At 74.3% G+C, this 22,126-nt stretch carries 17 protein-coding genes; 6 read left to right on the top strand and 11 right to left on the bottom strand.

The window, feature by feature from the left end; all coding sequences use genetic code 11:
- Positions 1–649 precede the first annotated feature (649 nt).
- The 3 genes from ACZ56B_RS27270 (at position 650) to ACZ56B_RS27260 (ending at position 5,588) form a co-directional block, all read left to right on the top strand.
- Positions 650–1,609, top strand: coding sequence for a DUF5996 family protein (locus tag ACZ56B_RS27270; RefSeq protein ID WP_468796067.1), 960 nt, complete (start codon positions 650–652; stop codon positions 1,607–1,609).
- 737 nt (positions 1,610–2,346) lie between these two features.
- Positions 2,347–3,888 (top strand): M28 family metallopeptidase, encoded by a 1,542-nt coding sequence (locus tag ACZ56B_RS27265; protein WP_468796043.1) that lies wholly within the window; start codon positions 2,347–2,349, stop codon positions 3,886–3,888.
- A gap of 743 nt (positions 3,889–4,631) precedes the next feature.
- A complete protein-coding gene (locus tag ACZ56B_RS27260) occupies positions 4,632–5,588 on the top strand; it encodes an SDR family oxidoreductase (protein ID WP_468796040.1) in 957 nt (318 codons plus the stop codon).
- Between the two features lie 432 nt (positions 5,589–6,020).
- Here ACZ56B_RS27260 and ACZ56B_RS27255 read toward each other — a convergent pair whose 3' ends face one another.
- Both ACZ56B_RS27255 and ACZ56B_RS27250 read right to left on the bottom strand, forming a co-directional pair.
- Entirely contained in the window at positions 6,021–8,453 is a 2,433-nt protein-coding gene (locus ACZ56B_RS27255) for an AAA family ATPase (protein ID WP_468796037.1), read from the bottom strand.
- A 17-nt stretch (positions 8,454–8,470) separates the two neighbouring features.
- Positions 8,471–9,643, bottom strand: a complete 1,173-nt coding sequence (locus ACZ56B_RS27250; RefSeq protein WP_468796034.1) for an exonuclease SbcCD subunit D — start codon at positions 9,641–9,643, stop codon at positions 8,471–8,473.
- Positions 9,644–9,950: 307 nt separating this feature from the next.
- Between ACZ56B_RS27250 and ACZ56B_RS27245 the strand changes: the two genes are divergently transcribed.
- Positions 9,951–10,115 carry a hypothetical protein gene (locus ACZ56B_RS27245; protein WP_468796031.1) on the top strand — a complete coding sequence of 55 codons (165 nt, stop codon included), beginning with the start codon at positions 9,951–9,953 and terminating at the stop codon, positions 10,113–10,115.
- A gap of 41 nt (positions 10,116–10,156) precedes the next feature.
- Here the strand turns inward: ACZ56B_RS27245 and ACZ56B_RS27240 are convergent, their stop codons facing one another.
- The 6 genes from ACZ56B_RS27240 to ku all read right to left on the bottom strand — a co-directional run bounded on the left by ACZ56B_RS27240 (position 10,157) and on the right by ku (position 16,673).
- The gene (locus ACZ56B_RS27240) at positions 10,157–11,122 is read right to left on the bottom strand and encodes a hypothetical protein (RefSeq protein WP_468796028.1); all 966 of its coding nucleotides are present in this window, start codon (positions 11,120–11,122) and stop codon (positions 10,157–10,159) included.
- 203 nt (positions 11,123–11,325) lie between these two features.
- Entirely contained in the window at positions 11,326–12,357 is a 1,032-nt protein-coding gene (gene recA / locus ACZ56B_RS27235; protein ID WP_468796025.1) for a recombinase RecA, read from the bottom strand.
- Positions 12,358–12,871: 514 nt separating this feature from the next.
- Positions 12,872–13,336, bottom strand: a complete 465-nt coding sequence (locus ACZ56B_RS27230; protein ID WP_468796022.1) for a single-stranded DNA-binding protein — start codon at positions 13,334–13,336, stop codon at positions 12,872–12,874.
- A 375-nt stretch (positions 13,337–13,711) separates the two neighbouring features.
- Positions 13,712–14,224 (bottom strand): hypothetical protein, encoded by a 513-nt coding sequence (locus ACZ56B_RS27225; RefSeq protein WP_468796019.1) that lies wholly within the window; start codon positions 14,222–14,224, stop codon positions 13,712–13,714.
- 12 nt (positions 14,225–14,236) lie between these two features.
- The gene (locus ACZ56B_RS27220) at positions 14,237–15,157 is read right to left on the bottom strand and encodes an ATP-binding protein (RefSeq protein WP_468796016.1); all 921 of its coding nucleotides are present in this window, start codon (positions 15,155–15,157) and stop codon (positions 14,237–14,239) included.
- Positions 15,158–15,722: 565 nt separating this feature from the next.
- Positions 15,723–16,673, bottom strand: a complete 951-nt coding sequence (gene ku / locus ACZ56B_RS27215; protein ID WP_468796013.1) for a non-homologous end joining protein Ku — start codon at positions 16,671–16,673, stop codon at positions 15,723–15,725.
- Positions 16,674–16,946: 273 nt separating this feature from the next.
- Between ku and ruvB the strand changes: the two genes are divergently transcribed.
- The gene (gene ruvB, locus ACZ56B_RS27210; RefSeq protein WP_468796010.1) at positions 16,947–18,101 is read left to right on the top strand and encodes a Holliday junction branch migration DNA helicase RuvB; all 1,155 of its coding nucleotides are present in this window, start codon (positions 16,947–16,949) and stop codon (positions 18,099–18,101) included.
- Between the two features lie 272 nt (positions 18,102–18,373).
- Here the strand turns inward: ruvB and ACZ56B_RS27205 are convergent, their stop codons facing one another.
- The 3 genes from ACZ56B_RS27205 to ACZ56B_RS27195 form a co-directional block, all read right to left on the bottom strand.
- On the bottom strand, positions 18,374–18,976 hold the full coding sequence (locus ACZ56B_RS27205; protein WP_468796007.1) for a dihydrofolate reductase family protein: 603 nt from the start codon (positions 18,974–18,976) through the stop codon (positions 18,374–18,376).
- Positions 18,973–19,827 (bottom strand): metalloregulator ArsR/SmtB family transcription factor, encoded by an 855-nt coding sequence (locus ACZ56B_RS27200; RefSeq protein WP_468796004.1) that lies wholly within the window; start codon positions 19,825–19,827, stop codon positions 18,973–18,975. Before ACZ56B_RS27200 ends, ACZ56B_RS27205 begins: the two co-directional genes overlap by 4 nt.
- Positions 19,828–20,871: 1,044 nt before the next feature.
- Entirely contained in the window at positions 20,872–21,237 is a 366-nt protein-coding gene (locus ACZ56B_RS27195) for an STAS domain-containing protein (RefSeq protein ID WP_468796001.1), read from the bottom strand.
- Positions 21,238–21,418: 181 nt separating this feature from the next.
- On the opposite strand from ACZ56B_RS27195, the gene ACZ56B_RS27190 reads away from it, so the two are divergent.
- Positions 21,419–21,901: an ATP-binding protein gene (locus ACZ56B_RS27190; protein ID WP_468795998.1), complete on the top strand. Its 483-nt coding sequence runs from the start codon at positions 21,419–21,421 to the stop codon at positions 21,899–21,901.
- Positions 21,902–22,126 lie beyond the last annotated feature (225 nt).

The following is a 22,126-nucleotide window of genomic DNA, read 5'->3' as shown; positions in this document are numbered from 1 at the left end:
CCCCGCCCCCGGGCGGCGGCTCCCGGACGCGGGTGCCCGGCCGGGGTTCCTGCCGGGGCGAGGCGTGCAGGAAGGGCCTCCCGGTGTCGCTCGTCGGTGCCGTGTCACCGAGCGACCTCAGCAGGCCCCGCCGCCGCGGTGTTCCGTGCCGACGGCCGGGCCGTCCACCTCGGTCGCCCGGGGCGTGACCCGCCCGGCTCACCGGTTCGGAGACGCCGCGGACCACGGGGCGCGTGCGCGGCCGCGCCCGCGAAACCGGACGGGCGGCTGTCGGAGGGCCGGAAGCAGGACGGCAGCCGGTCCGAACGCCGCACCGAGGAGGTACGACAGGTCGGACAGGCCGATCGCCGCAGGCCGTTGGTCACCGGGGCCGGTGGGCGTGCCGGCGGGCGTCACGGCCGTCTCCGTCAACCACGCCGGTGCCCTCGCGCGCTCCGAAGCTGACGCCCGGCCCCGGGCGCGGCGTTCGACGGCAGCGTCCGCCCCGAGTGCGGGGCGGACGTCCGCGAGTCCACCGCGTCCGCTCGTCCGGGTCACCGCCCCGCCGTTCGACCGGGGGCCTCCCGGGGTCACGAGATGCCACACCTGCCCGGCGTGGTCATCATGGTCGTCCAGGCTCCGCCCCGGCCGGCAGGGAAGGATGATGACCGTGGAGCTGTTCCCGCCGATGCCGCTCGCCGAGTGGCGCGACACCAAAGAGACGCTCCATCGCTTCGCGCAGGTCGTCGGGAAGGTCCGTCTCGCCGCCAGCGCCCGGCGCAACCACTGGTGGAACGTCCCGTTCCACCTCACCGGCCGCGGCATCACGACTCGCCCGATGGGGCAGGTCGACGGCAACCCGATCTTCACGGTGGACTTCGACTTCGTCGCGCACCAGCTGGTGGTCTCGGTTCTGGACGGCCGGAATGTCTCCCTCCCTCTCATCGGCCGGTCCGTGGCGTCCTTCCACGACGCGGTCATGGACGCGCTGGCCGCGCTGGGCATCCGGGTGCGGCTCGACGCGCCCAGGCCCTTCGACCTGCCCGATTCCGGCCGGCCGTTCGCCGAGGACACCGAGCACGCGACGTACGACCCCGCACAGGCCAACCGCTACTGGCGGGTGCTCAGCCAGGTGGCGTCGGTGCTGGAGGAATTCGCCGCGGGGTATGCGGGGAAGGTGAGCCCGGTGCACCACTTCTGGCACACCTTCGACCTCGCGCACACCCGGTTCTCCGACCGCCGCATCGAGCAGCCCGAGCAGGTCGACCCGGTCACCCGGGAGGCGTACTCCCGGGAGGTGATCAGCTTCGGCTTCTGGTTCGGAGACGACACCTTCCCCGAGCCCGCGTTCTACTCCTACACCGCTCCGGAACCGGCGCACCTGGCCGAGGAGACGCTCCGGCCCGCGACGGCACGCTGGATCGCCCGGGACAACGGCCACTTGGCCGTACTGCGGTACGACGAGGTCCGCGCCGAGGCCGATCCCCGTGCCGCCGTGCTCGCCTTCTACGAAAGCGCCTACCGGGCCGGTGCCCGATGCGCCGGGTGGGAGATGGAACCACTGGCGTGCCCCGGCGGGGTGACGGACCCGCAGCTGCGGGTCCGCGGGCCCCGTCCCGCTTCCGGCTGAGGCCCGGCAGCCGCCGCGAACCCCGCGCCGGCGTGCCACCCGGGCACCGCTCCGTCCGGATGCCGCCGGACGGCCGGGGTCCGGCCCCGCACCGGGCCGGGCCCCCGTTCCGCTCCGTCGGCGGGCGGTGTCCCGGACGGCGGCGGCCGGCGCGCCAACGCCCCGCGCGGATCGCCGCCCTTGAGGCCGGCCCGGCCCAGCACGCCGTCACCACCGACCTCGTCGACGGGACCGACGGCGGTGCCGGTGGAGGCCGGGAAGCGGCCGGTTCGCCCGGCCGGCCGACGTCGCCCGTGGCCGGCGCTCGGACACCACGGTTCGGGCGGTCGCTCCCCGAACCCGCCGCCTGCGGTGTCGGTTCCGTCACCGCGAGGGTGGTCCTCGCCCCCGGCGCATGGTCAGCCAGGTGCTCATTCCGGCCGTCCGGCACCGCCCGGCACGGCGACCGGGTGACACGTCACCCCGGGGCGGCCGTCGCCCGGTGCGGCACCGGTCAGCACCGGTGGTTTCCGGCCGACTTCGCCGGGCCGGCGGCCGATCGGTGCGCACGGGCGGAACCGGCGCCGGAGATTCCCGTCAATCCATTACCAAGCGGTTATTGAGCAGATACCTTTCTCCTTGCCGGTGGCAGGGGGGAGCGTTCCAGCCATCCCTGCCTGCCCGGAGTACCGCCGCACGTCGTTCGGCCCGTTCTCGGTTTCCCGCCCATTCCTCATGGACCGCCGGAAGGAAGCGCTTTGAACGCTCGGAACCGCCGCACCACGGTAGCCGCCGTATCCGTCGCAGGGCTCATGACGCCGCTGCTGCTGATCGGATCGGGCGCCGCCTCCGCCCACAGCGACCCCGCCAAGGAGGCTGCCAAGCTCGCGAGGAAGCTCGTCAGGAAGAGCGACGCCGAGGATGCCCACGCGCACCTGAGACAGTTCCAGCGGATCGCCGACAAGCACGGGAACACCCGGGTGGCCGGGTCGCAGGGGCACCGGAAGTCGGCCGAGTACGTCGAAGGCCTGCTGCGGAAGGCCGGGTACTCGGTGACCCGGAACGAGTTCGACTTCCCGTTCACCGAGACGCTGGCGCAGAGCCTGCGGGTGGTGTCGCCGCAGCAGCAGGACGTCCCGGTGACCGCCATGACGTACTCCGCCAGCAGTCCGGTCGGCGGCGTCACCGCCCCGGTCGCGGTGGTGCCGGTCGACGACACCAGCGGCTGCGAGCCGGGGGACTACGCCTCCGAGACGTTCACCGGCAAGATCGCGCTGGTCAAGCGCGGCGGCTGCACCTTCGCGGAGAAGCAGGAGGCCGCCGCCGGTGCGGGCGCGGTCGGCGCGATCATCTACAACAACACCGAGGGCGCGCTCAGCGGCACCCTGGGAGACCCGGCCGCCGCCAGGATCCCGACGGGCGGCGTCACGCAGGCGGACGGCGAGGCGCTCGCGGCCGAGGCCGCCGCCGGCACGGTGACCGTCAACCTGGAGATCCGCACCTTCTCGGAGACCCGGCGCACCTACAACGTGATCGCCGAGACCAGGGGCGGCGCCGCCGACAACGTGGTGATGTTCGGTGCCCACCTGGACTCGGTGGCGGACGGCCCGGGCATCAACGACAACGGTTCCGGCTCCGCCGGCATCCTGGACGTGGCCCTGAACCTCGCCCACGAGAAGACCAGGAACAAGGTGCGCTTCGCCTGGTGGTCGGCCGAGGAGTTCGGCCTGCTGGGCTCGCAGGCGTACGTCGACAGCCTCTCGGCGGCGGACCTCGCGAAGATCAAGTTGTACCTGAACTTCGACATGATCGCCTCGCCGAACTACGCCCAGTTCGTCTACGACGGCGACGACTCCGACCAGGTCGGTGCCGGTCCCGGCCCGGACGGCTCGGCACAGTTGGAGCGGCAGATCACCGACTACCTGGACAGCCGGCGCATCCCGCACGAGGGCACCGACTTCACCGGCCGGTCGGACTACGGGCCGTTCATCGAGGTGGGCATCCCCTCGGGCGGCACCTTCACCGGTGCCGAGGGCGTCAAGACGGCCGAGCAGGCGAAGGCGTACGGCGGCGAGGCCGGCGTCGCGTACGACGCCTGCTACCACGCCGCCTGCGACGACCTGAAGAACATCAGCATGAAGGCGTTCGACGTCAACATCGACGTCATCGCCAACGCGGTGGGCCAGTACGCCTGGGACACCAGCCTCCTGAGCAAGCCGGTGGCGCCGCGGAACACCGAGGGGTCGGCGGGCAGCGGCGGTGGCCTGCACGAGGGCCACGGCCACGAGGTCACCGAGTAACTCCCGGCACACACGGGGGAGGGCCGGGCCGTCCGGCCCTCCCTTTCGCCGCCGCGGAGGAGGGCGCGGTCGCCGCGGTCCTCACGGGGGCCGGCGGCCCCGTCCCCTCACCGGAGCGCGGCGCCGGCCCCTGGAACCGCTTCCGTCCGCGGGCCCCGGCCGACGACGCGCACGTCGTTCCCTTCCCCGCGCAGCGGATCCGGCGCCACGACGTCCCCAGCGGGCCGGCCGGTCCTCGGAACGGATGCCCGCCGCTCCAGCGGCGATCACCGCTCCGGTCGGTTCGAACGCGCTCAGCGCGCCCCCGGAGCCGGCCTCGGCGCCGGCGCGCAGCAGGGCGTCGCCGGTGCGGCGTCCCGCACACGGAACGGGGCGGGCCGGGTACGGGCTCCGGTCGGGACAGGCCCGACCGGCCTGGTCGGCACCGGCCGCCACCTGCCGGCCGGACAGGTGGACGGCGCGCAGGCCGGCCCTCACCGTTCGTACGGCCCGCCCTCCGGTCAGGGCGCCCGGCGTGGGGGCGCGCCCGGCCCGACCCGCGCCCGCCCGGCCGGCGCGGGCAGGCGTCGGGCGGCCGACCGCTGGGGCCCGCGTGCGGGTACCTCGCGCATCCCGGCGAACGAGTGCGTGGAGGCCACGCGGGTACCCGTCGCCGACCGCGCGGGACGCCCGCCGGGGCGGAACCGCGGCCGCCGGGCCCTTCCGGCCCGGCGCTCCGGCGGCCGAAGAGGAGCGGGAACCGTATGCACGTCCTCACCACCCGGCGCCCTGCCACCGAACCCCCGGGCTCACCCCTGCGGGGGCGCGTCGCCGTCGTCACCGGGGCCGCCCGCGGCATCGGCGAGGCCCTCGCCCGGCGGCTGTCCCAGGACGGCATGCGAGTGGCCCTGCTCGGACGTGAGGCCGGGACGCTGCGGCGGGCCGCCGCGGCGCTTCCCGCTCCGAGCCTGTGCGTCGAGGCCGACGTCACCGACCGGACGGCACTCGACAGCGCCGCACGGCAGGTGGCGGAACGGCTCGGCGACGCGGCCGTGGTCGTGGCCAACGCGGGCGTCGCGGCCGGCGGCCCCTTCCGCCGCACCGACGCCGACCTGTGGCAACGTGTGGTCGACGTCAACCTGGTCGGATCGGCGAACACGGCCCGGGCATTCCTTCCCCAGCTCGTCCGCACCCGCGGCTACTTCCTGCAGATCGCCTCGACGGCCGCCTTCGGCTCGGCACCGATGATGAGCGCCTACTGCGCCTCCAAGGCGGGCGCGGAGTCCTTCGCCCAGGCCCTGCGGGGCGAGGTGGCGCCCGACGGGGTCGTCGTCGGCATCGCCTACCTGCACTGGACCGGCACCGACATGATCAGCGGTCTGGACGACCATCCGGTGCTGCGGGCCCTGCGCGCCCACCAGCCCTGGTTCGCCCGCAAGGTCCATGCCCCCGACGAGGTGGCCGACTGGCTCGCCGCCGGCGTGCGGCGCCGCGCCCACCACGTCTACGCGCCGCCCTGGCTGCGCCTGGGCCAGCCGTTGCGGCCGCTGTTTCCCCCGCTGGTCGCCCGCGCCGCCCGGCGCGAGCTGCGCCGTACGTCCGCCGCCGAGCTCGATGCCGACACCGGCGTCATGGGCGTGGGCGGACGCGCCGACTGGGCGGCGCACCGGCCCGCGGAGCGCCGGGCGCCGGACGGCTCGCACGAGGAGCCCTCCGGGTGATCCGCCGGCCGCTCAGCGGTCGAGGCGGGCGGGGGAGCGTTCGGGGCGGTCGCGCAGCAGCACCGGGCGGCGCGGGACGGGAGGGCGGGCGGGGCCGTGCGGTCGACGCGTGCGGTACGGGGAGGAGGCCCGGGGCGGAGCCGGACACGTCGACGCGGCGGGGTCTTTCCCGCCCGAGCGGAGCCGAGGGCTCGGGGGAGGGCGGACAGGCACGCGAAGCCCCTGGTGGAGAGGGTTCTCCCGGTCGAGAACCCGTCCACCAAGGGCCTCACCCGCCTGTCGGGCCGGCTGAGGAGCTCGCACGGCACGTCCCGGGGAAGGCTCGGTGCCGTCCGGCTCGTCACGCGCTCCGAAGGACGGCCCCACGGTGGCGGGCCGTCGCCCCGTCGCGGAAGTCCCGCCGCGAGGACCGGCTGCCCGGCGCCCACACGGTCACGGTGCCTCCCGCCGTATCGAAGAGGTCCCCCGGCCGCGGCGCACGGCGAAGCGGACCGGCACCCGTTCGGCCAGGGCGTCGATGTGCGTGACGATGCCGACCACCCGGTCCCCGTGCGCCGCGAGCTCTTCCAGCGTGGCGGCGACCGTCTCGAGCGCCGCCTCGTCCAGCGCGCCGAACCCCTCGTCGAGGAAGAGCGACTCCAGTCGAGCGGCGCCGGCCGCGGCCATGGCCGGCAGCTGCGCCGAGAGCGCCAGGGCGAGGGCCAGGCTGGCCTGGAACGACTCACCGCCGGACAGTGTCCTGACCGGCCGGCGACTGTCCGCGTCGGCATGGTCGACGACGAGGAAGTTCCCGTCGTCGTGGGTCAGCTCGAACTGCCCGCCGGACAGTTCGGCGAGTGTCCCGGAGGCTTCCGCGACGAGGGTGTCGAGGGTCGTCGCGACGAGCCAGCGGGGAAACCCGTCCGCGCGCAGGAGGTGGCCGAGCGTCCCCGCCACCTGGTGCGTCCGCTCGTCGTGCTGCCGCTGCAGGTCGAGCTTCGCGGCCCGCTTCCGCCGTTCGACGAGACGCCGCGCCTCCTGCCGGGCCCGCTCCAGCGCCGCCGCGACCGTCGGCTCGGCCGTCTCGGCGAGCGGCCGTCCCGCACGGAGGGTCACCCCGTGGGCGGCGAGCACACCGGCGAGCCGGCCCTCGGCGGCGGCGAGCCCTCCGCGGACCCCCGCCAATCTCTCGTACGCGCCGGGCAGCGCCGTTTCGCGGGCGGCGGCGGCCGCCGCCGCCCAGGAGACGAGGGCGGTCCACGCCGCGGTCAGATCGTCACGGTCCGGCACCGGAGCCCCGAGCGTGACGAGCGGGTCGCGCACGTGCTCGAGCGCCGACCAGGCCGCCCGCACCTCCCGGCGAACGCTCGTCGCGGCCTGCTCGGCGCTCGCCCGGGCGGCCCGCGCACGCCGCAGTCGCGCGTCCGCCTCGTCGGCGTCCCTTTCCAGCTGCTCCCGGAGCGCGAGTGCGGCGGTCGTCCGCTCCCGGGTGCAGGCACCGGCGAGGACGGAACGCAGGGCGGCGATCCGGCCGGTGAGCGCGTTCAGTTCGCCGGCGGCCTGCTGCTCGGCGCCGAACGCCTCCGTCCAGGCCTCGCGCAGCCGCTCCACCTCCCGGTCGGCCCGGACCCGTGCCTGCTCGGCCCTGTCCAGGTCGGGGGCGGTCAGCGGGCCGGGCACCGTCGTGACCCGCTGCCCGCACACCGGGCACGCCGCGCCGTCCCGCAGGTGCGGTCGCAGCGCCGCGGCCAGGTGCGACCGTGCCGTGGCCTCCTGTGCCCGGCGCGCCTGCCGGGCGGTCCTCCCGGCCTCCTCCTCGGCGGCGCTCACGTCGCGGAGCGCCACGGCGCGGTGCCGTCGCAGCGCCTGCGCGGCAGGCAGCCTCCCTTCCAGCGTGTCGAGCTCCTCGTGGTCGCGGCGGGCCTGCTCGAGCGGGGCCCGGGGCGGTGCCGCCGCAAGCCGCTCACGGGCAGCCGTGTCGGCTGCCTCGGCCGCGGCGAGTTCCTCGTCGGCCGCCTCGTCGGCGGCTTCGGCGCAGCGTTCCCTCGTGCCGAGTTCCTCGAGCCCGGCCGGCACGGCGACCGCCCTCAACCGGTCCCGTTCCGCGGTCAGCGTCTCGCACGCCTGCCGTGCCCCGGTGACCGCCGCGCCGCGCTCGGCGAGTCCGGGGAGCGCCGCACGGACCCGCTCGGCGACCTCCTCCAGTGCGGCCACCCGGTCCCGTGCCGCCTGTTCCGCGTGCGCGGTCGCGTCGGTGAACTCCTCGAGCTGCCGGGCGAGGAGCTCGACGCGCTGCCTCGCGCGCTCGGCCTCCGCGTTCGCCGCCCGCGCGATCCGGGGGTAGACCTCCAGGCCCATCAGTTCGACGAGGATCTCCTGCCGTCTGGCCGGTTGCGCGTGGAGGAACTCGGCGAAGTCCCCCTGCGGCAGCACCACACAGGTGATGAAGTGCTCGAACGGCAGCCCGAGCAGTTTTTCCACCGCGGGCGTGACCTCGGACTCGGAGGCGAGCACTTCGGTGATGTCGTCCGGCGTGCCGAGCGCGTCCGGGTCGGCGAGTCGTTCCAGCCGGGCGTTCCTCACACCGACGCCGCCGGCGGCGGCGCGGCGCAGTTCCCGGGCGGCGACATAACGGTGGTCGGCGAGGTCGAAGACGAGCCGGACGGTGCCCCGGTCGACGGTGGGAGCGAGCGCGTTCGCGACCGCGCGCCGGTTGTTCCACCGCGGCACCGATCCGTACAGCGCGAACGTGATCGCGTCGATGACGGTGGACTTGCCCGATCCGGTCGGGCCGACGAGCGCGAAGCAGTCCACTGCGCGGAAGTCCACCGCGGCGGGCTCCCGGAACGAGGCGAAGCCGTCCATCTCCAGCAGTACCGGCCTCATGGGGCTCCTTCCCGCCGTCAGGCGTGCGTGGCGGTGGCCTGGTCGTGGAGCCTGGCGAACAGTGCCTCGACCCGTTCGTCGGCGATCCCCCGGGCGACGCAGTACGCGTGGAACAGTTCGGCGGGGCTGCGGTCCGCGCCGCCGGCCGGGGGAGGCGGCGCGCTGGTGCGCACCGGTGCGGCGAACCCCGGATCGATGCGCACCTCCAGCGCGTTGGGCAGCAGCCGCTGCACGTCCTGCCGCAGTCCCGCGCGCGCCGGTTCGCACAGCAACACCCTCAGGTGGTCGTCGCCGAACTCCCCGGCGCGCCGGGTCAGCTCGTCAACGGTGCCGCGTACGGTGCGCAGTCGCCGTCCGGACCCGATGGGCACCTCGGCGGTGATGCGGGTGGGCGTGCCGATCCCGGCCTCGACGACGAGGACCACGGAGGGGTCGTCCTCCTCACCGAAGTCGAGGGGGATCGGGCTGCCGCAGTAGTGCACCGGACACGGTGCGGGCAGCGACTGGCGGCGGTGCAGATGCCCGAGCGCGACGTAGTGGGCGTCGGGCGGGAAGGCACTGGCCGGCACCCAGTACTCCAGGACCGACTGGGCGGACCGCTCGCCCCCGCCGAGCCTTCCCCCGGCCGCCGTCAGGTGTGCCGTCACCAGGTTGACCGTGTCGTCGCGGAAGCCGGCCGTGAGCGCGGCGAGCAGGTCCCGCACCAGCCGGCCGTAGCCGGCCGCGGCCTCCCGGGGCGTCTCGGTGACCAGCTGGGCGGCCCGTACCGCGTGGCGCCGGGCCAGGAACGGCAGCAGGGCGACGGTGACCGGCTCCCCCGTCGAGCGCGCGGTGAACCCCACCACCCCGCCGTCCGCCGCGGGGCGGGCGGTGCCGGCCAAGGTGATCCCGGCGCTCGCCATGAGCGGCCGGTAGGCGTCGAAGGTGGCGGCGTGGTCGTGGTTGCCGGCGATCGCGATGACCTCGGCGCCCGTGCGCCGCAACGCGAGCAGCGTCTGCACCAGCAGCTGCTGGGCGTCCGCCGGCGGGGCGGACGACTCGTACAGGTCGCCGGCGACGAGGACGGCGTCGACGCGGTGATCCCGTGCCGCCTGGACGATCTCACGCAGGACCGCCCGCTGTTCGTCGAGCCGGCTGTGGCCCTTGAGCACCTTGCCGATGTGCCAGTCCGAGGTGTGCAGGAACTTCATGGAAGCGCCTCGCTCTTCCGTGGCGGCCGCCGGCGGCGGCAGCGCCTCCGTGGGGCCGCCATCATTTTCGCACAATTGTTCCCTCAGTCGTCGTGGCCGACCCGGACCGGAGGAGGCGGGGGCGACGCGCTTCGTGGGAACCCGGGCTCCGTGCGTCCTGCACCGAGGCCCCGCGCAGGACCGTCACGGCCGCACCGAGGCCGCCGGGGCCCGCTCGGCGGCCGCCGTTGCGCCGGATGCGTGGCGGGGACGGCGGACCGCAGGCGCACGCCGTGGAGATCCGGACCGGGAACCGTAGCTTCGTTCCATGACCGAGGAGACGATCACCGCGCTGCGGAACTACGACTGGCTCGTCCGCGCCCGGGGGCTTGACGACGTAGCGCTGGACTGGGACTCCGGCACCCTCGTGTACGGCGAGGGCGGCGCCACCATCGACGCGCTGGCCGAGCGGGGCTTCACCCCCGCCACATAGCCGCCCACCGCCCCCGGCCTCCGCGCTCCGGTGGACGCGGCCTACCCGTCGGCCCCCGGCTCGGGCGGCATCAACCCGTCGTACACGGCCTGGTGTTCCCCGTCATCGCTCGGGCACATCACTCGCCCGTCGGAGAGGCACCTCCAGTGGTGCCGCAACACCTCGCGCGCGGCCGCCTCCGGGCTGTCGAACACCTCGAAGCCCTCCCCGTCCTCGTCGTAGACGTAGTCACACACGTCACAGACGACGGAGTGCATCCGACGGGTGGGGAAAGGCGTCGGCCGCTCCCCCCTCGTCACCGGCCGGCCCGGAGGACGGCTGCCGCCGTCCGGCCCCCGGCAGGCCGCGGAACTCCTGTCCGCGCGCTCGACCGGTGGGGGCGCGGCCGCCTGCCGGTCGGTGGTCGGCATCCGGTGCGGGCCGCCCGCGGGGCGGAAGCCGTCGTCGCACGACGGCCAGGGGGAGAGGGCGAGCAGGTACTCGTGCAGGGCGCGGTCGTAGCCGGCGCCCGTCAGCGCGTGGTGCCGTTCGCCGGCCCGCTCCGGCAGCGGCGGGTCGCCGGCCCGGACGACGAGAGACCGCAGTTCGTGGCACCAGCGCGGCACCGAGGGCGGCATCACCGCCCAGTCGTGGTCCCACAGGGAGTGCAGGCGCCAGAGGTGCCGGCCGCTGTAGTAGGCGTACAGATGGGTCTGCGGGGAGCCGTCGGCGAAGTACTCCGCCACGTCGTCGCGCATCTCGTCGAGGAGCTTGACGTCGGGATGCGTACGGTCGAGGAGACGGGGACAGCCGTCGGCGGTGCACCGGGGCAGGGCGGGCCACACGTGGTCGGCCATCCACGGGACGTCGAGCACGGCGCTCACGTCCATCCCGTTGTTGACGGCGTAGTAGTCGCAGCCGGCGTCGTCGGTGAGGCCGATGGAGACCAGGCCGCGGACGGTGGGATCGGCCGGAAGGAACTCACAGTGGAGGTAGACGCGGCGAAGGGTCGAAGCGGTGTCGCTCACGTGCTGCTCCTCGGCTCCGGGAACGTCTCTGGCATCGCGGTTCGTGCGCGTGTGGTGTGTCCTCGCCGGCCGGCCACGAACGACCGTCGCACGCCGCCCTCCCGGCGCAGGACGCGTACCGCGCGTCCCCCTCCCGGTTCACCGGACTCCCGTCGGGGACACGGAGTCCGGACGGGCGGATGCCGCAAGGGGGTCGCGCCGGGTCAGAACTCGATGGAGGCGGCCGGGACGGTGTCCGGTCCCGCCCCGATGCCCAGCTTCTCCTTGATCTTCTTCTCGATCTCGTCGGCGAGGTCGGGGTTGTCCTTGAAGAAGTTGCGGGCGTTCTCCTTGCCCTGGCCGAGCTGGCCGCCCTCGTAGGTGTACCAGGCACCGGACTTGTAGAGGAAGCCGTGCTCCATGCCCAGATCGATCAGGCCGCCCTCACGGCTGATGCCCTGCCCGTACAGGATGTCGAACTCGGCCGTCCTGAAGGGGGGAGCGCACTTGTTCTTGGCCACCTTGACACGGGTGCGGTTGCCGACCGCCTCGGTCCCGTTCTTCAACGTCTCGATCCGGCGGACGTCCAGGCGCACGGAGGCGTAGAACTTCAGCGCCCGGCCCCCGGTGGTGGTCTCCGGGGAGCCGAACATGACGCCGATCTTCTCCCGGAGCTGGTTGATGAAGATCATCGTGGTCCTGGAGTGGCCGAGCGCACCGGCGATCTTCCGCAGGGCCTGGCTCATCAGCCGGGCCTGGAGGCCGACGTGGGAATCGCCCATCTCGCCCTCGATCTCCGCGCGCGGCACCAGGGCGGCGACGGAGTCGACGACGATCAGGTCGAGCGCGGCGGAGCGGATGAGCGTGTCGGCGATCTGCAGGGCCTGCTCGCCGTTGTCGGGCTGGCAGACCAGCAGGGCGTCGACGTCCACGCCCAGCCGCTTGGCGTACTCGGTGTCGAGGCCGTACTCGGCGTCGATGAACGCCACGGTGCCGCCGGCGCGTTGGGCGTTGGCCACCGCGTGCAGGGCGAGAGTGGTCTTGCCCGAGGCCTCGGGCCCGTAGATCTCCACGATCCGCCCGCGGGGCAGGCCGCCGATGCCGAGGGCGACGTCGAGGGCGACCGACCCGGTGGGGATGACCTCGACGGGGGACCAGGGGTCATCGCCGAGGCACATGACCGAGCCCTTGCCGAAGCGCTTCTCGATCTGGATGAGGGCCAGCTCGAGCGCCCTCTCGCGGTCCTGTTCTTTCATGGCGTCCGCCTGGATGGGATGGGGCGTGTCATTGCGGTCGACGGTCCCGGGGCACCGTGCCGGCGGCCCGGGGTGCCGGTTCTGCGACGGCCCGCGCGGACTCCGGGGCGATGGTGCCGGGTGCCGCATCACTCCGGCTCCGCTCCACCGTCCCGGCACCGCTCGCGGGCTGCCGTCGGTCTGTGACCTCGTCGGTCGCCGCCGGTTGCCCGGGCGACTCCGTCGTCCTTCCTCCGGTCGCCCCGGCGGCGGCCGGCTCCTCCCTCCACGGCAGCTCGTCGACCGGGACGTCGGGGAGCCAGGGGAGGCCGTGCCTCCCCCATCCGTCCGGGGCCGTCCCGACGAAGGTCTCCGGGCGGGTCCGGGAGTCGTCCTCCTGGTGGTCGTCCCGGTATTCGGGATGACAGTCGGTACAGGTCAAGCCGAGTGCGGCCTGCGGGGTCCAGGTCGCGCAGGGGCCGGTCGGGGCGGGGTCGTCGGTCATGCCGGTCAGCCTTTGCGGTGCTCCCGTCGGTCAGAAGGGCTCCTCGCCCCGCCGGTGGGCGGGCGGCTCGCCGTCGTTCCGGGCGAACAGGCCGTCGGCGGGTGGGCCGGCGGCGGCGAGGACGCTCGCGCGAGGGGCCTTGGTGACCTGTGCGGTGGCGAACTTCAGCGAGGGACCGGCCTCGTCGACCACGCACTCGACCACGGTGCGGCGCTCGCCCTCCTTGGTCTCGTACGTCCGCTGGCGCAACCGTCCCTGGACGACGACGCGCGTACCGCGGGTCAGGGACTCGGCGATGTGCCCGGCCATCTGCCCCCAGGCCGAACAGCGCAGGAACAGCGTCTCGGCGTCCCTCCACTGCCCGCTCTCCCGGTCGAAGACGCGGGGGGTGGAGGCGACGGCGAAGTGCGCGACCGCGTCGCCGGACGGGCCGAGGCGCAGCTCGGGGTCATCGGTCAGATTGCCGACCACTGTGATGACGGTTTCGCCAACCATGGCCTTTCCTCTCGTTCGACGAGTGATTCCTCACCCGTGCCGGTTCGGGACGGCCGGTGGCCCGGAGTGGGCGGGACGCGCGCCCCGTGCCGTCGAAGTCGCACACCGCACCGCGGGGCGAGGCGGTCGTCGGCCCCCTCCGGACACGCCGGGGCACATCGCGGCGGCGGGGGCGACGAGCCGTACCGTCCCGGTCGGCGTCCACGGCGCCTCCTGCCGGCCGGGACGCGTCGGGTGTCGCGGCGAGCCGGCGCACCGCCGCCCTCGCGGCCCCCGCACAGGGGGCGCCGCGGGGGGCGGCAACCCGTCCGGGGGCATCCGGCCACCGCGGCCCGGGCGGCCGGCCCGGACGATCCAGTGGCGAGAGGGCGTCGGTCATGTCGCACCGCCGTCGAGGGCGAGCAGCCGGCGCAGGTCGAGTTCGCCGGTGCGCCAGGCGCGGGTGACCTTCTCCGGCCCGCCGGGCACGGGGCGGAGGCTGAACGACCGCGGCGGGGGCGCCGGCGCCGCGGCCAGTCCCGGGATCACCTCGCCGGTGCGCGGGTCGGTGACCGGATCGAGGCAGGCGAGCCGGGTGAAGAACTCCCGCTGCCAGCAGGGGCGCACCCGGGTGAACGTCTCCACCTCGCTGGGGTGGTTCTCGGCCACCCAGGCGAGGAAGGCGCGCTCGTCGGCGATCACGACCGTCGGCTGGGGATCGATGAGCGTGATGGTGGCGATGGGCGTGCGGTCCGGCAGGGTCGCCCGGATCGACTTCAGGTCGAGCTCGGCACGGGCCGCGCGCAGCCCGCCGAGCATCGTGCGGCGGGCGGCCTCGTACTCGGCGTCCACCGCGTCGCGCAGCACCCGGAGCACGGCGACCCGGGTGGCCTGGTCCTTGAGGCTCATGCGGCCCGCCCCCTACCCGGCCCCGACCCGCGACTCGACGTCCTGGGCGTCCCGGCTCTTCGCCGCCTCGGTACCGCGACGCACGATCAGCTCGCCGAGCGTGTGGGTCTCCTCGCCGTCCAGGACGGCGGCGCCGAGCAGGTTGCGCCGGCGGGCCTCCTCATAGAGAGCGCGCAGGTCCTCGTAGGTGGCGTCCGGCGCGGTGGCCGCCGTGAGGTAGTCCGACACGGACTTGGCGGGCCTGCCGGCCTTGAGCCAGCCGAGGACCGCCTCGGCGAACTCCGCGCCGGGCTTGTGGAGCACCGTCCCGGACAGCGGTTTGGCCCGGGACTTGGAGATCACCAGGGTGTTCTCGTGGTCGAGGTCGCCGACGATGTCGAACTCGTACTCGATGCCCTCCCGTTGCTCGGGCTTGAGCCCGACCTTGCGCGGCACCTTGCGCCCGCGGTCGTCGGCCTCGACGACGTACTCGGTCTTGGTGCGCATGGTGACGATGAGGTGACCGGGATAGGCGAGCAGGGCGTCGAGCATCGCCCGCTCCAGGGGACGGGCCTCCTTCCAGCCGGCGAAGCTGCCTCCCGACCCGACGCGCTTGGCCGCGTTGTCGACCTGCTCCAGCATTCCGCCGGTGCCGGACCAGAAGTGGCTCAGGGAGTCGACGATCATGACGTCGTAGCCGTCGTGAGCGGCCACCGCGAGCGCCTCGACGAGCGCGGTGGGCTGGAACGTGGTGAGCGGGAGGGTGTCGAAGGCGAACTCGTCGGCGTACTTGGCGGCGCTGCCGTGCTCGGTGTCGACCAGGGCGATCCGGTTGCCGAGCCCGGTGCCGGTGACCAGGGCGGTGTAGGTCTTGCCCGATCCGGTGGGCCCGGTGAGCGCGATGCGGGCCTTGGCCTGTTCCTTGGTGGCGGGGGTGAAGACGGGGTGGTTCACGCCGTGCTCCTCTGGCGTCTCCGGCGGCGGTTCGGGGTGGGCCTGGGGAGGGACGGAGGACTGTCCTCACCCGGCAGGACGGGCACCCACACGGCCGTCGGCCTGTTCGAATACTAGTTCGAAGGCTGTCTGGAACTTCACGCTAAGCGCACAGAGAGAGGACAATCAATACTTTTCTCCGGAAAAGTTGCCATGAGCCCCAATTGTCAGTGCCAGGGCCTAAAATGGGCCTGCCTGTGCCCGCGTCGCGTCCGGGGACACCCGGCCCGGTGACCGTGGCCAGGAGAAGGGCAGCGGGGTGCCGCCGGGCCGGGCGCAGCGCCCGATGGGGGCGCAGGGCGCGCGGCCGCGGTGCCGGCACCGTCCGGCTCCCGCGCCCCGGGCGGAAGTCCAGCCGGCTCCGCACGGCCGTGAGGTCTGCGTGGGACCGCGCGTCGCTGGTGTCACGGACCCGCGCCCGGCACCGCGGCCGCTCCCGTACCGGCGGTGCCGACCGTGGCGGGCGTTCGCGCCGTGGCCGACGCCGGCCGGCTGTCCGGGGACGACGCCCGTCCGGGCGGAGCGGTCAGGACGCTCGGCGGGGCGTGGTCTTCTCCGCGGTGGTGTTCCCGGCGGCGGTGTCCTCGGTGGCGGTGCCCTCGGCGGCGGTCTTCCGGGCCGAGGTGCCGGTTGCCGGTTCCTTCTCCCCGGTGGTCCGCTTCGCGGCCGAGGCGGTCCTCCCGGCCGCGGCCCTCCTGGCCGGTGCGGCGTCGACGCGGCCGTTCCTCACCGCTTCCAGGCTGCTTTGCAGCAGGGCCGCGAGGTCGGTGTCGTCGGCGTGCCGCGGGGACGCCGTCTCCTCCAGGCGGTCGGCGACGACCTGCCGCAGGGCCTGCCGGTAGTCGTCGTGGAGCTCTTCCAGGACGAAGCCCTCGGAGAGGACGTCCATGAGGTGCATGGCCATCTTCAGCTCCTGCGGCCTCACGGCGATGTCGCTTCCGGGGGCGATGCCGGTCGGACGGCGGACCTCCTCGGGCCAGCTCATGGTCTGCAGGACGAGGAGGTCGCCGTGGGCGCGCAGCACCGCCAGGGACTCACGGGTCCCGATGGCGACCCTGGCGACGGCGACCCGCCCGGACTCCCTCAGCGTGTCCCGGAGCAGGACGTAGAACCGGTCGGTCACCGGGTCCGATCCTCCGACGTGGTAGGCCTGCCCGAGCACCATCGGATCGATGCTGCCGCGGTCGACGGAGGCCAGCACGCTGATCCGTTCCTTGTCCGGCGGGGGGAGGGCCGCCAGTTCCTCGTCGCTCAGGACGACTCTCCGGCCGTCGGGGTGCTGGTAGCCCTTCGCGACTTCCCGGTGTTCGATCTCCCGGTCCTCCTCCTCGCACCACGGTTTGTGCTGCACGCGTGAGCCGTCCTCGGCGTGGACCTGGTGCAGGACGGGGCCGCTGTCCGGCTCGGTGGCCTTGTAGAGGGCCACGGGGATGTCGATGGTGCCGAGGGAGATGACCCCCCTCCAGACCGCCTGCATGTCTGCCCCTTCTCGTCGGGACTTCCCGGGGTGCGGAGGCGGTGGCGGGGCGACCCTCGGCCCTCTCCCCGCAGGACGTCGCGGGCCGCGGGTGCCCGGGGCGCCGGGAGGCGCCCCGTGCGAGCGGGCGGGTGGACTCCTGTGCCGCTCGTCGTGCCGGTCACCGCCGCCCGGGCGAGCTCCTGCCCGGAAGATGTTGATTGTCCTTTTATGTCCACCTAGTATGATTCTAGTCTTTTTCGAACGTGTATGCGATTACGTGGTGGTCGTGCGATGACGAACCAGAACGACACCAGCAGCGGGACGGCCCCCGGCCGACCCGCCACGATCGAGTCGGTGTACCGGCTGGTCGGAGCCGACGCCGACGGCGAGGACGGGACCGTCGAGGCCCCGCTGCGGCCCACGGGCCTCGACGAGTTCATCGGCCAGGAGCGGGTTCGCGAGCAGCTCGACCTGGTGCTGCGCGCCGCCCGCGCCCGCGGCGCGACCGCCGACCACGTGCTGTTCTCCGGGGCTCCGGGCCTCGGCAAGACCACCCTCTCGATGATCATCGCCGCCGAGATGGGCGCCCCGTTCCGCATCACCTCCGGACCCGCCATCCAGCACGCCGGAGAGCTCGCCGCCGTCCTCTCCTCCCTCACCGAGGGTGAGGTCCTCTTCCTCGACGAGATCCACCGGATGTCCCGTTCCGCCGAGGAGATGCTGTACATGGCGATGGAGGACTTCCGTGTCGACGTCATGGTCGGCACTGGTCTCGGCGCCACCGCCATCCCCCTGGAACTCCCCCCGTTCACCCTGGTCGGTGCCACCACCCGGGCCGGGCTGCTGGTGCCCCCGCTGCGCGACCGCTTCGGCTTCACCGCGCACATGGAGTTCTACGCCCCCGCCGAGCTGGAGCGGGTCATCCACCGCTCCGCCCGGCTGCTCGGCGTGGCGATCGAGCCCGAGGGCGCCGCGGAGATCGCCGGCCGCTCCCGCGGCACTCCTCGCATCGCCAACCGGCTGCTGCGCCGGGTGCGGGACTACGCCCAGGTCAAGGCCGACGGCGTGGTGACCCGCGAGGTCGCCTCCGCGGCCCTGGCGGTCTACGAGATCGACGGCCGCGGCCTGGACCGGCTCGACAGGGCGGTGCTGGGCGCGCTGCTGGGCCTCTTCGGGGGCGGGCCGGTCGGACTGTCCACCCTCGCGGTCGCGGCGGGGGAGGAGCGGGAGACGGTGGAGGAGGTCGCCGAGCCGTTCCTGGTGCGCGAAGGACTGCTGGCCCGCACCCCCCGGGGGCGGGTCGCCACCCCTGCCGCCTGGGCCCACCTGGGCCTCACCCCGTTGCCGCGGGGCGGACCCGGGAACGGACAGCGGAGCCCGTTCGGCACGGGTTCCGGAGGACGCGCCGCCTCACCGCCGCCCCGGCAGCGGCCCCCGCGGCGGTGAGAGCCACGGCCGCCCGGCACACCTCCCGCCTCCCCTCGGACACCACCCCTCCTGCCGCTGCACCGGTGGCGGGACGACGGCGTGCGCTGCGCGCTCCACCGCCTTGACGGCCTCGCCGCACGCGCGCACCGGGTCCGGGCTGCGCCCGTGGGCGGCCTGCCACGCCGCGGCGGGGTGGTCGGCGGCCGACCCGGCGGGTCCGCCCGCCGCGTCGGCGACTGTCCGGCGGACCGCGTGGTGGGTGCCGGCCCGCTGTGCCGAGTCGGTCCGGTTCAGCGGACCCGGTCGTAGACGAGGGCCAGCGTGCCGTGTTCGCCCGCGGTCTGGCCGGCCAGCGTCCACCGTCCCGCGGGCAGGCCGTCGTCGAAGAGGCGCGGCCCGCCGCCGAGGAAGACCGGGAAGACCGTGAGGGCCAGCCGGTCGACCTCGTCGGCCGCCAGCAGGGCCTTGACGACGCTCGCGCTGGAGAGCACGAGGATGTCGCCGCCGTCGGTGGTCCTGAGGTCCGCGACCACCTCGGTGGTCGGCTTGTCGACGACCGTCGTCCGTTCCCACGGCGCCTGGCCGAGGGTGGAGGAGAGGACCACCTTGTCGGCGTCGACGAGCCACTTCGCGAAGCCCTCGTCGCGCGGGTCGGCGTCCTGCGCGCTGATGACGGTGGGCCAGAAGCTCAGGAAGCCCTCGGCGTTGACCCGGCCGAGCAGGGCCGTCGTCGCCGACTGCCAGAGGCCGGTCAGGTGGTCGCGGGCGACGTCGGTCACGGCGTACGGCATCACCCAGCCCATGTCCAGCGGGTCGTGCGGTGCGGCGTAGCGGCCGTCGAGGGAGAGGGTCATGTTGGTGACGACCCGGCGGCCGTCGGTCTGCGCTGTCACTTCGTGTCCTTCATATCGGTGCTGTGGGTGTCGTGCGGCCCGTCGGCGAGGGCCGCCGCGAGATTGTCGAGGCTCTGGCCGAAGCCGATCTCGATGCCGGCGATGAAGTCCGCGGATCCGACGGTGCTGTCGGTGATGCGCCAATGGACGTCGAGGTCCGTGCCCGTGACCGTGGACCGGAGGTCCATGGCCACGTGGGCGGTGAAAGCCGGGCTGCCGTCAGGAAGCAGCGGCGAGAGCCGGTAGGCGAGGTGTTCGTCGGGGCGTACGCCGACGACGACTCCCTCCGCGCGCCCGGCGACCAGGTCGGAGCCGTCGGCGTCCTCGGCGTCGCGGTACTCATGGACGATCCGCCCACCGGGGCGCGCCTCGAAGACCAGCTCGGAGACGCGGAGGTCGTCGGGAGTCCACCAGCGGGCGAGCAGGACGGACTCGGTCAGGTGGCGCCAGACCAGCTCGGGGCGCCCCGTCAGCGACCGGTGGAACCGGAACGAGCGGCCGTCGGCCCACCCCGCTTCCTTGGCGGCGAGCCGCTCCGCATCCAGGCTGAGCCCGTAACGCTCGTAGGTCGCGCGCGAGCCGCCGGCCCGTTCGGCGGTGTCGGCGAGCCGTCCGAGTGTGGCCGCCAGGTCCCGCAGGGGACCGGCCCTGAGGGCGTAGATGCGGCGCTGGCCGGAGCGCTGGGAGGTCACGACACCGGCGCGCTCGAGGGTCTGCAGGTGCTTGGTCGTCTGCGGCTGGCGCGCCTCGGCGAGCTGAGCGAGAACACCGACCGAACGGGGCTGTTCGGCCAGCAGGTTCACGAGTCGCCAGCGGGCCGGATCGGCCAGGGCCGCGAGGAGTGCGTCCATGGCGGTGAGTATTCCTGAACAAGAATATTCGTGTCAAGGAATAGCCCGTTCCCGCGCCCGCGGGCGTGACTCGGGCGAGGGACCCGGCCCGTGGCGGCACGGCGCGCCCGCCGCCCGCCGGGCTTTCCGCGCCGTGCGCCCGTCGGCTGCGCGGTGCTCTGCGCCGTGGGCTGACCTGCGGTGGTCGGGTCCGTGGCCGGGGTTCCGGTGAGCCGTGGCCGGGCCCGCGCCTCGTGCGGGAAGCCGGCCGGTGCGGTGTCGCGGGCGGCTGCGTGCCGGGCGCGGACGCGGGTGTCGACCCCCGCCGGGCCGGTGCCGTCCGGGACGAACGGCAGGCGGGGAGGGGCGGGTGGCGCTGTCGCCCGCTCTGCCGCGCCGGTTCGGGGAAGGGGTGCCGACGGTGCCGGGCCGGGGGTGGGTGCCGTGGCCCGGGGAAACGGCGCCGTGCACGGTGAGGGGCACGTTCGGCGAGCCGGTCCCGTGCCCGCGGACGTCCCGGCCCCACGGGCCCTGCGCGCACTGCCCGGTGCTGCCGGGGCGGGCCGGATCCGGGCGGCCCCGGACGCGGTGCACGCGGCTGTGGCCGCCTGCGGCGAGGGCTGCCGGACACTCCTGCGGGAGATCCGGTCCGCATGCCGGGGGAGGTGAGGGGGCGCCGGCCGTGGCCCCGTGCCGCCGGTCCCACGGCCTCGGGCAGTCGCCCCGTACCGGGGCCGGTCCAGGTCGCCGGAACCCTCGGCGAGCGCTGCTTCCGCGGCGGCAGTCACCGCGTCACGGCCTGGAGGCGGAGTTCGCCGGCGCGCAGCGCCCTGGAGGCCGGACTCGCGAGGTGTGCCTGCGGGAGGCGGGAACCGCGCTCACGATGTTCCCCGACGGAGGGCCGGTGGGGCGACCCGGGTGTTCGGGTCCTTCGAGGACGTGTCCTCGCGGGACTCGGCAGGGCTGCTTCCTAACCCTGCCCGGGGTGGGTGACCGTCACCCCGCGGCCTGTGGCAGGACGTCCCGGAGGATCGCGGTGCCTGTGCCGAGGAGTGCGTGGGGGGATCAGACGGTCAGGGCGTGGTGCAGGTCGGGGTGGCAGTCGATGACGGTGTCGACACCGACCAGTTCGATGACGCGCAGCACCGGACCGTGGGCGCCGGCCAGACGCAGTCGGCCCCCGGTCCCGGTGAGGGCCCGGTGGGCGGCGATGAGGGTGTTGATGCCGCTGGAGTCCATGAACGACACGCCGGTGAGGTCGAGCACGGTGCGCGCTCCCGTGGCGTCCTGGCAGGGCACCAGTTCCTGGTAGAGCGTCTCCTGGTGGGTGTGGTCGATCTCGCCGTGCGCGGTGACGACGCGGGTGCCGTCGACGGTGCCGGTGTCGATCGACAGGTGCCCCGATCGTGTTGCTCTGTGGGTGTCTGTCACGTTTTCCTCAAGTGTGCTCGCTGGTCGGATCTACGGGTGAGTACGTGCACCTGCAGCCTGTCATGAAAGTCGAGGGCATCCACGTGCGTGGGGCCTCCCCGGGAACGAACGGTGCGTGTGAGGCGTCATCACGGGCAGGTGTGCACGCCGACAGGCAGGCACGCGGGAACGGGGGGACGTGATGGTGGATGCAGTGGAGTCGGCTCCGGACGGCGGGGGCGTCGTGCCCGGCGTCCCGCAGGACATCGTCGCCCTGGACGACGACAGCTCGTGCATCGCCGCGGCCCGCCACCGCGCGGTGGCCTTCCTCACCCGCGCCCGGGCCGAACACGGCGTCCCGGTCTCCGACCGCGCCGTCGAGCTGACGCAGCTGGTCGTCAGCGAACTGGTGACCAACGCCCGCAAGTACGCCCCGGGCCCGGCGACCATGGAACTGCTGATCGTCGGCGACCTGGTGGAGGTCGCCGTGTGGGACTCCGGCCCGGCCCTGCCGGTGGCCAGGGCCGCGGACGCGGGCCGGGTCGGCCAGCACGGCCTGGAGATCGTCATGGCCGTCTGCCAGGACTTCGAGGTCCGGCGCGAGCAGCTCGGCAAACGCGTCACCGCCCGCATCGCCCTGCCCGATGACCCCGGCGGCACACCCTCGGGACGCGCCCCCTTGTAGGGAGGGAAGGCGACGGGCAGGGCATTTCCCCTGGTACCCCGCCCCGGTCGCAGCGGCGCCGCGCCGGGTGGGAAGCCGTTGGAGCCGCTCGAACGCCAAGGGCCGGTGGCCGGGTGGTCGTTCCGGCGTTCTTCGCGGGACCGTACCGCTCCTGGACCAGTCTCATCCGACTCGCGGACGGATGATCGTATGGCGGAGCCCCGGCCGGGGTAGAAAGGACGCCGG

The sequence above is a fragment of the Streptomyces sp. NPDC034670 genome (assembly GCF_055574875.1).
The sequence above is the reverse complement of the archived record's forward strand: the minus strand, read 5'-3'. Positions and strand labels throughout refer to the sequence as shown.

Bases quoted from the DNA above. Each gene is read 5' to 3' on its own strand.
- ku (WP_468796013.1), bottom strand. From the start codon at position 16,673: ATGCAGGCGGTCTGGAGGGGGGTCATCTCCCTCGGCACCATCGACATC.
- ACZ56B_RS27200 (WP_468796004.1), bottom strand. From the start codon at position 19,827: ATGGACGCACTCCTCGCGGCCCTGGCCGATCCGGCCCGCTGGCGACTC.
- ruvB (WP_468796010.1), top strand. From the start codon at position 16,947: ATGACGAACCAGAACGACACCAGCAGCGGGACGGCCCCCGGCCGACCC.
- ACZ56B_RS27260 (WP_468796040.1), top strand. From the start codon at position 4,632: ATGCACGTCCTCACCACCCGGCGCCCTGCCACCGAACCCCCGGGCTCA.
- ACZ56B_RS27230 (WP_468796022.1), bottom strand. From the start codon at position 13,336: ATGGTTGGCGAAACCGTCATCACAGTGGTCGGCAATCTGACCGATGAC.
- ACZ56B_RS27190 (WP_468795998.1), top strand. From the start codon at position 21,419: ATGGTGGATGCAGTGGAGTCGGCTCCGGACGGCGGGGGCGTCGTGCCC.
- ACZ56B_RS27250 (WP_468796034.1), bottom strand. From the start codon at position 9,643: ATGAAGTTCCTGCACACCTCGGACTGGCACATCGGCAAGGTGCTCAAG.
- ACZ56B_RS27225 (WP_468796019.1), bottom strand. From the start codon at position 14,224: ATGAGCCTCAAGGACCAGGCCACCCGGGTCGCCGTGCTCCGGGTGCTG.
- ACZ56B_RS27245 (WP_468796031.1), top strand. From the start codon at position 9,951: ATGACCGAGGAGACGATCACCGCGCTGCGGAACTACGACTGGCTCGTC.
- ACZ56B_RS27255 (WP_468796037.1), bottom strand. From the start codon at position 8,453: ATGAGGCCGGTACTGCTGGAGATGGACGGCTTCGCCTCGTTCCGGGAG.
- recA (WP_468796025.1), bottom strand. From the start codon at position 12,357: ATGAAAGAACAGGACCGCGAGAGGGCGCTCGAGCTGGCCCTCATCCAG.